The sequence below is a fragment of the Pseudogulbenkiania sp. FW507-F1 genome (genome assembly GCF_058781125.1).
Window position 1 is genome coordinate 41891 of record NZ_JBYSWM010000012.1, and the last position, 11627, is coordinate 53517.

General features: G+C 62.6%; 9 protein-coding genes. 1 reads left to right on the forward strand and 8 read right to left on the reverse strand.

What is annotated here, in order from left to right:
* The first annotated feature begins 48 nt into the window (after positions 1-48).
* Positions 49-816, forward strand: a complete 768-nt coding sequence (locus AC3WG5_RS09780; protein ID WP_492568543.1) for a sulfite exporter TauE/SafE family protein — start codon at positions 49-51, stop codon at positions 814-816.
* A 212-nt stretch (positions 817-1028) separates the two neighbouring features.
* Here AC3WG5_RS09780 and sucD read toward each other — a convergent pair whose 3' ends face one another.
* The 8 genes from sucD to AC3WG5_RS09820 all read right to left on the reverse strand — a co-directional run bounded on the left by sucD (position 1029) and on the right by AC3WG5_RS09820 (position 11610).
* Positions 1029-1913, reverse strand: coding sequence for a succinate--CoA ligase subunit alpha (gene sucD, locus AC3WG5_RS09785; RefSeq protein WP_008953132.1), 885 nt, complete (start codon positions 1911-1913; stop codon positions 1029-1031).
* A 27-nt stretch (positions 1914-1940) separates the two neighbouring features.
* Positions 1941-3110 carry an ADP-forming succinate--CoA ligase subunit beta gene (gene sucC, locus AC3WG5_RS09790; protein ID WP_482583052.1) on the reverse strand — a complete coding sequence of 390 codons (1170 nt, stop codon included), beginning with the start codon at positions 3108-3110 and terminating at the stop codon, positions 1941-1943.
* A gap of 280 nt (positions 3111-3390) precedes the next feature.
* A complete protein-coding gene (gene lpdA, locus AC3WG5_RS09795) occupies positions 3391-4824 on the reverse strand; it encodes a dihydrolipoyl dehydrogenase (RefSeq protein WP_008953134.1) in 1434 nt (477 codons plus the stop codon).
* Positions 4825-4954: 130 nt separating this feature from the next.
* A complete protein-coding gene (gene odhB / locus AC3WG5_RS09800; protein ID WP_008953135.1) occupies positions 4955-6208 on the reverse strand; it encodes a 2-oxoglutarate dehydrogenase complex dihydrolipoyllysine-residue succinyltransferase in 1254 nt (417 codons plus the stop codon).
* A gap of 57 nt (positions 6209-6265) precedes the next feature.
* Complete coding sequence (locus AC3WG5_RS09805) at positions 6266-9094, reverse strand: 2-oxoglutarate dehydrogenase E1 component (protein WP_492568544.1); 2829 nt, start codon at positions 9092-9094, stop codon at positions 6266-6268.
* A gap of 217 nt (positions 9095-9311) precedes the next feature.
* On the reverse strand, positions 9312-10601 hold the full coding sequence (gltA, locus tag AC3WG5_RS09810) for a citrate synthase (protein ID WP_008953137.1): 1290 nt from the start codon (positions 10599-10601) through the stop codon (positions 9312-9314).
* Between the two features lie 59 nt (positions 10602-10660).
* Entirely contained in the window at positions 10661-10909 is a 249-nt protein-coding gene (locus AC3WG5_RS09815; protein WP_014086287.1) for an FAD assembly factor SdhE, read from the reverse strand.
* The gene (locus AC3WG5_RS09820; RefSeq protein WP_008953139.1) at positions 10906-11610 is read right to left on the reverse strand and encodes a succinate dehydrogenase iron-sulfur subunit; all 705 of its coding nucleotides are present in this window, start codon (positions 11608-11610) and stop codon (positions 10906-10908) included. Before AC3WG5_RS09820 ends, AC3WG5_RS09815 begins: the two co-directional genes overlap by 4 nt.
* Positions 11611-11627: the final 17 nt, after the last annotated feature.

Below are 11627 nucleotides of genomic sequence, written 5' to 3' on the forward strand. Positions count from 1 at the left end.
GGCATCTTGCCGCCAGGGCCATGCCATCACCTCGTTCAGAGCGATACCATGCTGACCTTGACCTTGACCTTGCTATGCGGTTTTGCCTTCTGTGCCGGACTGATCGATGCCGCCGTCGGTGGTGGCGGCCTGATCCAGATTCCGGCGTTGTTCAACATCCTGCCTGCCGTGCCGTCCGCCACACTGCTCGGTACCAACAAGCTGGCGTCGGCCTGCGGCACCTCGCTCGCGGCCCGCTCCTTCATCGGCAGAGTAGCGATTCCCTGGAGCCTGGTGCTGCCAGCCGCCTTCAGCGCCTTTGCCATGGCGTTCCTGGGCGCCGCCGCCGTATCGGCGGTACCGACGGCGGTGCTGCGCCCGCTGGTACTGGTGCTCATCGTCGCCATGGCGCTCTATACCTTTTTCAAGAAGGACTTCGGCGCGGTGCGGCGCCCGCTCTCGGTAGGCTGGCGCGAGCGTCTGCTGTCACTGCTGGTCGGCGGGGCGATCGGCTTTTATGACGGGCTATTCGGCCCTGGCACCGGCAGCTTCCTGATCTTTCTGTTCATCCGCTGCTTTGCCTTCGACTTCCTGCAGGCTTCCGCCTCGGCCAAACTGGTGAACCTGGCCACCAACATTGCCGCACTGTGTTTTTTTGTCCCCACCGGCAAGGTGCTGTATGGCGTCGCCGTTCCGATGGCACTCAGCAACATGGTGGGAGCCTGGGTCGGGACCCGCATCGCCATGAAACGCGGCACCGCGTTCATCCGTCTGCTGTTCCTGTGCCTGCTAGCCATCCTGATCGTCAAGCTCGGCTACGACATGCTCAAGGCTTGACCCCGGCCTCCGGCCCTTGCCATGACCTCGCCGGCTCCCGGCCACGCAGCCCCCTGGCAAGCGGGTAGACATCCTGCGGCGGCAGACACGGCCGGACCGGAAAATCCATCTAGAAAAGAAGAGCCGGCGGCCAGCTCGCCGGTCTCGTTTTTCCATAAAAAAACGCCACCGTCTCCGGTGGCGTTTTGCTTGGATCTGGCAGTCGTGACGACTTAGATCATGCCCTTGCTTTTCAGCAGTTCGAACATGGTCTTGCCGATTTCGGCCGGGCTGCGGGTGTAGGCGATGCCAGCTTGCTCAAAAGCCTTGAACTTCTCTTCGGCGGTACCCTTGCCGCCGGAGATGATCGCACCGGCGTGGCCCATGCGCTTGCCCTTCGGCGCGGTAACGCCGGCGATGTAGCCGACCACCGGCTTGGTCACGTAGGCCTTGGCGAACTCGGCCGCTTCCTCTTCGGCGGAACCGCCGATTTCACCGATCATCACAATGGCGTCGGTGTCCGGATCGTCCTGGAACAGCTTCAGCGCGTCGATGTGGCTGGTGCCCGGGATCGGGTCGCCGCCGATACCGATACACGTGGACTGGCCCAGACCCAGGGCGGTGGTCTGCGCCACGGCTTCGTAGGTCAGGGTGCCGGAACGGGACACGATGCCGATGCGGCCCGGGTTGTGGATGTGCCACGGCATGATGCCGATCTTGCACTCGCCCGGGGTGATGATGCCGGGGCAGTTCGGGCCGATCAGGCGGATGCCAGCTTCGTCGACGGCTTTCTTCACGTACAGCATGTCGAGGGTCGGCACGCCTTCGGTGATGCAGACGATCAGCTTCACGCCGGCGTCCACGGCTTCCAGGATGGAGTCCTTGGCAAACGCTGCCGGTACGTAGATCACCGAGGCGTCAGCCTGGGTCTGGCGTACGGCATCCTTCATGGTGTTGAACACCGGCAGGCCCAGGTGCTCGGAACCGCCCTTACCCGGGGTCACGCCACCAACGACCTTGGTGCCGACCTTCAGCGCTTGTTCGGCGTGGAAAGTCCCGTTCTTGCCGGTGAAACCTTGCACCAGCACTTTCGTATCTTTGTTGACCAATACGCTCATTTTGAAATCCTTATGCGGTGCAGGTGATTAGAGGGCGGCGACGGCAGCAACGATCTTCTCGGCTGCGTCGTTCAGGCCCTGGGCGGAGGTCAGCTTCAGACCGGATTCGTCCAGGATCTTGGCGCCCAGCTCGGCGTTGTTGCCTTCCAGGCGCACAACAACCGGCACGGTCACGTTCACTTCCTTCACGGCAGCAATGATCGCCTCGGCAATCATGTCGCAACGCACGATACCGCCGAAGATGTTGATCAGCACGCCCTTCACCGAGGTATCGGCCAGGATCAGCTTGAACGCCTCGATCACGCGCTCCTTGGTGGCGCCACCACCCACGTCCAGGAAGTTGGCCGGCTGGCCGCCCTTCAGCTTGATGATGTCCATGGTGGCCATCGCCAGACCTGCACCGTTCACCATGCAGCCGATGTTGCCTTCCAGGGCCACGTAGTTCAGGTCGAACTCGGAAGCCTTCACTTCGCGTTCGTTTTCCTGCGACTTGTCGCGCTGGGCCAGCAGTTCCGGGTGACGGTACAGGGCGTTGGAGTCGAGGTTGATCTTGCCGTCGACGCAAGCCAGTTCGCCGTTTTCACGCAGCGCCAGCGGGTTCACTTCGAACAGCGCGAAATCGTTGGCCACGAAGGCTTCGTAGGCGCCCAGCATCAGCTTGGTGAATTCGCCAACCTGCTTGCCGGAGAGGCCCAGGGCAAACGCGCAATCGCGCGCCTGGAACGGCTGCATGCCGACCAGCGGGTTCACTTCGACCTTGATGATCTTTTCCGGGGTTTCTTCGGCGACCTTCTCGATTTCCACGCCGCCTTCGGTGGAAACCATGAACACCACGCGCTGGGAACCGCGGTCAACCACGGCGCCCAGGTACAGTTCGCGCTGTACCGGGTACATGTCTTCGCACACCAGCACGCTGTTGACCGGCTGACCGGCCGCGTCGGTCTGGTAGGTCACCAGATTGGTGCCGATCAGGGTCTTGGCGACTTCGGCGGCTTCTTCGCGGCTCTTCACCACTTTCACGCCACCGGCCTTGCCACGGCCACCGGCGTGGACCTGGGCCTTCACAACGGCAAACTTGCCACCCAGCTTGTCGTAAGCAGCGGCGGCTTCTTCCGGCGTGTGAGCCAGAATGCCTTGTTGCACCGGCAGGCCGTACTTGGCCAGCAGCTCTTTCGCTTGGTATTCGTGCAGGTTCATCTATGGTTTCCTTTCGGTGGATAGTCGGCGGGCCTTTCGGCCAACCTTGCTATGCCTGGGATTCTGCAAATTTACCGCCCGCATCACGGGCGGATGGGTCAATCAATCCAGCGCAAGACGAGAGTTCAGACTCGGCGAGCAGAGACAAGACGAGGCGCTCGGAGCGCAGCAACCGGAATGTACATCAAGTACATAAGGGTTCCGAAGCGCTGAGCGAATATAAAATCCGCCCGCCGTGCGCGCAACAGCGTCTTGACACCGTCGCCGGCTGAAAGCCGTTTTAGCCGTGCAGCGCGCGCTTGTCTGCCGCCAGCGCCGCCTCATGTACCACTTCGGACAGCGACGGATGGGCGTGGACGATGCGTGCCAGGTCTTCGCTGGCCGCCTTGAACTCCATCGACACCACACCTTCGGTGACCAGCTCGGACACCATCGGGCCGATCATGTGCAGGCCGAGGATGCGGTCGGTCTTGGCGCAAGCCAGGATCTTGACGGTACCTTGCGCCTGGCCGAGGCCGAGCGCGCGGCCGTTGGCCGCGAAGCCGGACGTGCCTTTCTTGTACTCGATGCCTTCGGCCTTGAGCTGCTCTTCGGTCTTGCCGACCCAGGCGATTTCCGGCGAGGTGTAGATCACCCACGGAATCACGCCGAAGTCGACGTGCGGCTTCTGGCCGGCGATGCGCTCGGCCACGGCCACACCCTCTTCCGACGCCTTGTGCGCCAGCATCGGGCCGCGCACCACGTCGCCGATGGCCCAGATGTTCGGCAGGTTGGTATGGCAGTGGTCATCCACCACCACGAAGCCACGCTCGTCCATCTGCAGGCCGACGCTCTCGCCGCCCAGACCGGCGGTGTTCGGCACGCGGCCGATCGACACGATCAGCTTGTCGAATTCGGCGCTGAAGGCTTCACCGTTCAGCTCGTAGTTGACGGTGACGCTGTCGGCCGCGGTCTTGATCTCGCCGATCTTCACGCCCAGCTTGATGTCGAGACCGGTGTCCTTGGTCAGCGTCTTGAAGGCTTCCTTGGCGATCTGCTGGTCGGCGGCGGCGAGGAAGGTCGGCATCGCTTCGAGGATGGTCACCTCGGCGCCCAGACGCTTCCATACCGAGCCCATTTCCAGACCGATCACGCCGGCGCCGATCACACCCAGGCGCTTAGGGGTAGCGCTCAGCGCCAGGGCACCGGCGTTGTCCAGCACCAGCTGGTTGTCGACCGGCAGGCCCGGCAGCTGACGCGGGTTGGAACCGGTGGCGATGATGACGTGGGTGGCTTCCAGGGTATCCACCACGGCACCGTTGTCGCTGACCTCGATCACCCAGCGCTCGCCCTGGCGGCCTTTCAGGCTGGCCAGGCCGTGGATGTTCGCAACCTTGTTCTTCTTGAACAGGAAAGCGATACCGCCGGCGTTCTTGGTGATGATGCCGTCCTTGCGCTTGAGCATCTCGGCGACGTCCATCTTGGCGCCGTCCACCGTGATGCCGTGCTTGGCAAAGTCGTGCTGCACGGCGTGGAAGTTTTCCGACGACTGCAGCAGGGCCTTGGACGGGATGCAGCCTACGTTCAGGCAGGTACCACCGAGGGAAGGCTTGCCTTCCGGATTCTTGTAGGCGTCGACGCAAGCGGTGTTGAAGCCCAACTGCGCTGCGCGAATGGCGGCCACGTAGCCGCCGGGGCCGCCGCCGATGACGACGACGTCAAACTGCTGACTCATTGAATTCCCCTGTTTCGCGGAGGCCGGTCCAAGCAGACTGCCTGGGCCGGCTCCGTGTCGCCGTCTCTGCAAGAAACGGCGACGCACATTCGTAATGCCCGGGAACGCTCGATCCCGGGCAGGCAAGACCTTACAGGTCGAGGATCAGGCGGGCCGGATCTTCGATCGCGTCCTTGATCGCCACCAGGCTCAGCACGGCTTCGCGGCCGTCGATGATGCGGTGGTCGTAGGACTGCGCCAGGTACATCATCGGGCGCACCACCACCTGGCCGTTCTCGACCACAGCACGCTCCTTGGTAGCGTGCATGCCGAGGATCGCGGACTGCGGCGGGTTGATGATCGGGGTCGACATCATCGAACCGAAGGTACCGCCGTTGGAGATGGTGAAGGTACCGCCGGTCAGCTCTTCCACGGTCAGCTTGCCTTCCTGGGCACGCTTGCCGAAGTCGGCGATCTGCTTCTCGATCTCGGCCAGGGAGAGTTGGTCAGCGTTACGGATCACCGGCACCACCAGGCCGCGCGGGCTGCCCACGGCCACACCGATGTCGAAGTAACCGTGATAGATGATGTCGTTGCCGTCGACCGAGGCATTCACGATCGGGTATTTCTTCAACGCGGCCACGGCAGCCTTCACGAAGAAGCCCATGAAGCCCAGCTTGATGCCGTGTTCCTTCTCGAAGCGGTCCTTGTACTTGTTGCGCAAGTCCATCACCGGCTTCATGTTCACTTCGTTGAACGTGGTCAGGATGGCGTTGGTCTGCTGGGAGAGCACCAGGCGCTCAGCCACACGCTGACGCAGACGCGACATCGGCACGCGCTGTTCCGGACGACCGGAGGTCAGGCTGGCCACGTTCACGGCCGGGGTGGAGGCCAGAGCGACACCGGCAGCCGGAGCGGTCGGAGCCACTACCGGGCCGGACTGGGCCGGAGCGGCAGCCGGCTTGGCAGCAGCGGCAGCCACATCTTCCTTCAGGATACGACCGTCACGGCCGGAGCCGCTCACGTCGGCCAGGTTCACGCCGGCTTCGGCGGCCAGCTTGGCGGCGGACGGCATGGCCGCGCCACCCGGTGCCGCGGCAGCAGCGGTCGGAGCTGCAGCCGCAGGGGCCGCAGCAGCGGCAGCCGGAGCAGCCTCACCCGCCTTGGCTTCGGTGTCGATCTGGGCAATCAGTTGGCCCGAGGTCACCGTGGCGCCGTCTTGCTCGATCAGTTTCACGATGACGCCGGCTTGCGGAGCCGGCAGTTCCAGCACGACCTTGTCGGTTTCCAGATCGATCAGGTTTTCGTCACGGTTGACGAACTCGCCGACCTTTTTGTGCCACGTCATCAGGGTGGCTTCGGAAACCGATTCCGGCAGCTGAGGAACTTTCACTTCGATCAACATTATTGTCTTCTCCGTTGACGGGGGGAGCCCTCCCCCCGTGTGCACTGTCAGGGTGTGTTATTTGTTCAGCGTCATTGCTTCGTCAAGGAAGTCCTTGAGCTGGGCAACGTGTTTGCTCATGTAGCCAACGGCGGGCGAGGCGGACGACGGGCGGCCGGCGAATGACAGCGTCTGCTTGGCGCCCAGAAGGCCCTCGAGACGATGGCGGATCTGGTACCAGGCGCCCTGGTTGCGCGGCTCTTCCTGCACCCACATGACTTCTTTCAGCGCCGGGAACTTGGCCAGTTCGGCGGCGACCTGCTCGGTCGGGAACGGATAGAGCTGCTCGATGCGCACGATGGCGATGTCCTGCTCCAGCTCACGCTCCTTGCGGGCGTTGACCAGGTCGTAATACACCTGGCCGGCGCACAGCAGCACGCGCTTCACCTTCTTCGGATCCTGGATGCCGGCGTCGCCGATCACCGGGCGGAACGAACCCTGGGTCAGGGTCTCGACCGGGCTCATCGCGTCCTTGTAGCGCAGCAGGCGCTTGGACAGGAAGATCACCAGCGGCTTGCGATACGGGCGCAGCACCTGGCGGCGCAGCACGTGGAACATCTGTGCGGCTTCGGACGGCATCACGATCTGGATGTTGTGCTCGGCACACAGTTGCAGCCAGCGCTCCAGACGGGCGGAGGAGTGCTCCGGGCCCTGACCGTCGTAGCCGTGCGGCAGGATGGTGGTCAGGCCAGACAGACGGCCCCACTTGGTTTCGCCGGAGGTGATGAACTGGTCGATGGCCACCTGGGCGCCGTTGGCGAAGTCGCCGAACTGGGCTTCCCAGATCACCAGCTGATCCGGAGCGGTGCAGGAATAGCCGTATTCGTAGGCCATTACCGCTTCTTCGTTCAGGATCGAGTCGATCACCAGGAACTCGCCCTGGTTGTCGGACATGTTGCGCAGCGGCACGTAGCTGCCCTGGTCCCAACGCTCGCGGTTCTGGTCATGCAGCACGGCGTGGCGGTGCGAGAAGGTACCGCGGCCAGAGTCTTCACCGGAGATGCGCACGCCGAAGCCGTTGGTCACGAGCGAAGCGTACGCCACCGTTTCCGCCATGCCCCAGTCGACCGGCTGCTCGCCAGCGGCCATGGCGACGCGGGCGTTCAGCACCTTCTGCACCGTCGGATGCGGCTTGAAGCCTTCCGGTACCGTGGTGAACTTCTCGGTCAGGCGCTGGATATCGGCCAGCGGCAGCGAGGTGTCGGTCGGGTGAGCCCAGTGGGTGCCCAGGTACGGGGTCCAGTCCAGCGCGTGTTCGCGGCGATAGTTGGTCAGCACGGTCTGCTCGACGTGCTCGCCCTTGTCCAGCGCGTCACGGTAGGCGCGGATGAAACCGTCCGCCTCTTCCGCGCTCAACACGCCTTCGGCCACCAGGCGTTCGGCGTACATGGCACGCACGCCGGCATGCTTGGCGATCTTTTTGTACATCATCGGCTGGGTCAGGAACGGGTCATCCCCCTCGTTGTGGCCCAGCTTGCGGTAGCACACCAGATCGATCACCACGTCCTTCTGGAAGGTCATGCGGTAGTCGAGCGCCGCCTGCATCACGTAGCACACGGCTTCCGGGTCGTCGCCGTTGACGTGGAAGATCGGTGCTTCGACCATCTTCGCCACGTCGGTACAGTACAGCGTGGAGCGCATGTCGCGGGTGTCGGAGGTAGTGAAGCCGACCTGGTTGTTGATGATGATGTGGATGGTGCCGCCGGTACCGTAGCCGCGCGTCTGCGACAGGTTGAAGGTCCCCTGGTTGACGCCGAGGCCGGCGAAGGCCGAGTCACCGTGGATCAGCACCGGAACCACCTGCTTGCGGGCGCTGTCCTTGCGGCGATCCTGACGGGCACGAACCGAACCTTCCACCACCGGGTTGACGATTTCCAGGTGCGACGGGTTGAACGCCAGCGAGACGTGCATCGGACCGTCGGCGGTCGGGATATCGCTGGAGAAGCCCATGTGGTACTTGACGTCGCCGGAGGCCAGTTGCGTCATGGCCTTGCCTTCGAACTCGGCGAACAGGTCGCGCGGCAGCTTGCCCAGCGTGTTCACCAGCACATTCAGACGACCACGGTGGGCCATGCCGATGATCAGCTCCTGCACGCCCTGGCTGGTGCCGTTCTGGATCAGGTGATCCAGCGCGGCGATGGTGGATTCGCCGCCTTCCAGCGAGAAGCGTTTCTGACCCACGTAACGGGTGTGCAGGTAACGCTCCAGCGTCTCGGCAGCCGTGATCTGCTTGAAGATGCGCTTTTTCTTGTCGCTGTCGTAACGCGGCGTCGACAGGTCCCCCTCGAAGCGCGTCTGCACCCAGTGCTTTTCGGTCGAGGTGGTGATGTGCATGTACTCGAGGCCGATGTTGCCGCAGTAGGTCTGCTTCAGACGGGCCAGGATCTCGGACAGCGGCAGTTTCTTCGGGCCGACCAGCGAACCGGCGTTGAACAGCACCGCCATGTCGGCGTCGGTCAGGCCGTGCGTGGCCGGATCGAGTTCGCGGATGGTGGCCTGATCCATGCGCTTGAGCGGATCGAGGTTGGCCTGGCGCGAGCCGAGCACGCGGTAGGCCGAGATCAGCTTGAGCACGGCGACCTGCTTCTGCATCGACTCCCAATCCGTGGCCGCGCTGCTGCGCTGGCCCAGTGCCGGCTTCTTGGCCAGCTGGATGAAGGATTCCTGGATAGGCTGGTGCGGCACATCACGCTCGGCGGCGCCCGGAGCCTGTGCCAGCTTGTCGAAGTAGCTGCGCCACTCGCTCGACACCCCGTTCGGATCCGCGAGGTACTGTTCGTACAGCTCCTCGATGAACGGTGCATTCCCACCGAACAGGTAGGAATGACTGTACATGGATTGCATCATTGTTCGACCCTTTATTTTGTCTGTGTTGCTGTGTTGCTCGGTTAGACCTGCAACGCCCGGTGCCGCTGACGTTACAAAAGCACTGGGGAAATGGCGCATCGGTGCACCGATCTCCATTGCCGCAAGGCTCGTGTCGCCACGTTGCTACGGAATTTTCACCCCGCGGAAGAAAAGTTGGCCGAAGGAAGCTTCGGCCAACTTCTCACCTAGCGATGACTCAGCGCTGTTCGACCGCGATGTAATCGCGACGTTCTGCGCCGGTGTACAGCTGGCGCGGACGGCCGATCTTCTGCTGCGGATCGGAGATCATCTCGTTCCAGTGGCTGATCCAGCCCACGGTACGTGCCAGCGCGAAGATCGGGGTGAACATCGACACCGGAATGCCGATGGCCGACAGCACGATACCCGAGTAGAAGTCCACGTTCGGGTACAGCTTGCGCTCAATGAAGTACGGATCGGACAGAGCGATCTTCTCCAGCTCCATGGCCAGCTTGAACTTCGGGTCGTTGTGCAGACCCAGTTCGTTCAGCACTTCGTCGCAGGTCTGCTTCATGATCTTGGCGCGCGGGTCCATGTTCTTGTACACGCGGTGGCCGAAGCCCATCAGCTTGTAGCGCTTGTCCTTCACGCCCTGCATGAAGTCGGCCACGTTGTCCACGCTGCCGATCTCGTCCAGCATCTTCAGCACGGCTTCGTTGGCACCACCGTGGGACGGACCCCACAGGCAGGCGATACCGGCGGCAATACACGCGAACGGGTTGGCACCAGACGAACCGGCCAGACGCACGGTCGAGGTCGACGCGTTCTGCTCGTGGTCGGCGTGCAGGGTGAAGATGCGGTCCAGCGCGCGGGCGGTAATCGGGTTCACCTTGTACTCTTCGCACGGGGTCGAGAACATCATGTGCAGGAAGTTCTCGGCGTAGGACAGGCCGTTCTTCGGATAGGAGAACGGCAGACCCTTGTTGTAGCGGAAGGCCTGAGCAGCGATGTTCGGGATCTTGGCGATCAGGCGATGCGCCGACACTTCGCGGTGGTGCGCGTCGTTGATGTCCAGCGAATCGTGGTAGAACGCCGACAAGGCACCGACCACACCAACCATTACCGCCATCGGGTGAGCATCGCGGCGGAAGCCCTTGAACACGGTCAGGATCTGATCGTGCAGCATGTTGTGACGCAACACCTTGCGGTCGAAATCGGCCTTCTGCTCGGCGGTCGGCAGTTCGCCGTTCAGCAGCAGGTAGCAGACTTCCAGGTAGTCGCTCTTCTCGGCCAGTTGCTCGATCGGGTAACCGCGGTAGTACAGCTGGCCCAGGTCACCGTCAATGAACGTGATCTTGGATTCGCAGCTGGCGGTCGCCAGGAAACCCGGGTCAAAGGTAAACATCCCGGTCTTGCCAAAAGAACGGATGTCCACCACGTCCGGACCCAGCGTGCCTTCCAGCACCGGCAGTTCCAGAGCGTCTTTTCCTTCGTTGTAAGTGAGCGTCACTTTACGGTTGCTTTCCACAGCAATTCTCCCAGTCTGGTTTATGGTCGTTGTAATCGGTGCGCCTTGCAGGCCGGCCGTCAGATCGCCCTCAGGATCTCCACGATCTGCATGATGGCGGGGTCGTCGAGGTCCGTCTTGCCGTTGACGACATCCAGAAAATCATTATCAGGCAGTTCGAGGAGCGCCTTGTAGGCGGACATCTCCGCCGGGGAGAGCGAATCGAAGCGCTGGGCGAGGAACCGCTCCAGCACCAGATCCAGCTCCAAGAGCCCCCGACGGGAATGCCAACGGATCCGTTTCAGTTCGACCGGATCAAAGTCGGTCATACCGCACGCCTTACCATCAGATCCTTGATCTTGCCGATCGCCTTGGTCGGGTTGAGACCCTTCGGGCAGACGTCGACACAGTTCATGATGGAGTGGCAACGGAACAGGCGGTACGGATCTTCCAGGTTATCCAGACGCTCGCTGGTCGCTTCGTCGCGGGTATCCGCAATGAAACGGTAGGCGGCCAGCAGGCCGGCCGGACCGACGAACTTGTCCGGGTTCCACCAGAACGACGGACACGACGTCGAGCAGCACGCGCACAGGATACATTCATACAGGCCGTCCAGCTCCTTGCGGTCTTCCGGCGACTGCAGGCGCTCGCGCTCAGGACGCGGGCTGTCGTTGACCACGTACGGCTTGATCGAGTGGTACTGCTTGAAGAACTGGGTCATGTCCACGATCAGGTCGCGGATCACCGGCAGGCCAGGCAACGGACGCAGCGTGATCGGTTCCGCCAGGTCGGCGATATCGGTGATGCAGGCCAGGCCGTTCTTGCCGTTGATGTTCATGGCGTCGGAACCGCAAATGCCTTCGCGGCAGGAGCGGCGGAACGACAGGGTGTCGTCCATGGTCTTCAGCTTCACGATGACGTCCAGCAGTTTCACGTCGTTCGGGCCGATTTCGACCTCGTAATCCTGCATGTACGGCTTGGCGTCCTTGTCCGGATCGTAGCGGTAAATGGAAAAACGCATTTTCTTCATGTTGAATCTCCGTTTGC

What these genes read in the sequence shown, in the direction of transcription:
- AC3WG5_RS09780 (WP_492568543.1), top strand. Translation starts at nt 49, where the DNA reads ATGCTGACCTTGACCTTGACCTTGCTATGCGGTTTTGCCTTCTGTGCC.
- sucD (WP_008953132.1), bottom strand. Translation starts at nt 1,913, where the DNA reads ATGAGCGTATTGGTCAACAAAGATACGAAAGTGCTGGTGCAAGGTTTC.
- sucC (WP_482583052.1), bottom strand. Translation starts at nt 3,110, where the DNA reads ATGAACCTGCACGAATACCAAGCGAAAGAGCTGCTGGCCAAGTACGGC.
- lpdA (WP_008953134.1), bottom strand. Translation starts at nt 4,824, where the DNA reads ATGAGTCAGCAGTTTGACGTCGTCGTCATCGGCGGCGGCCCCGGCGGC.
- odhB (WP_008953135.1), bottom strand. Translation starts at nt 6,208, where the DNA reads ATGTTGATCGAAGTGAAAGTTCCTCAGCTGCCGGAATCGGTTTCCGAA.
- AC3WG5_RS09805 (WP_492568544.1), bottom strand. Translation starts at nt 9,094, where the DNA reads ATGATGCAATCCATGTACAGTCATTCCTACCTGTTCGGTGGGAATGCA.
- AC3WG5_RS09815 (WP_014086287.1), bottom strand. Translation starts at nt 10,909, where the DNA reads ATGACCGACTTTGATCCGGTCGAACTGAAACGGATCCGTTGGCATTCC.
- AC3WG5_RS09820 (WP_008953139.1), bottom strand. Translation starts at nt 11,610, where the DNA reads ATGAAGAAAATGCGTTTTTCCATTTACCGCTACGATCCGGACAAGGAC.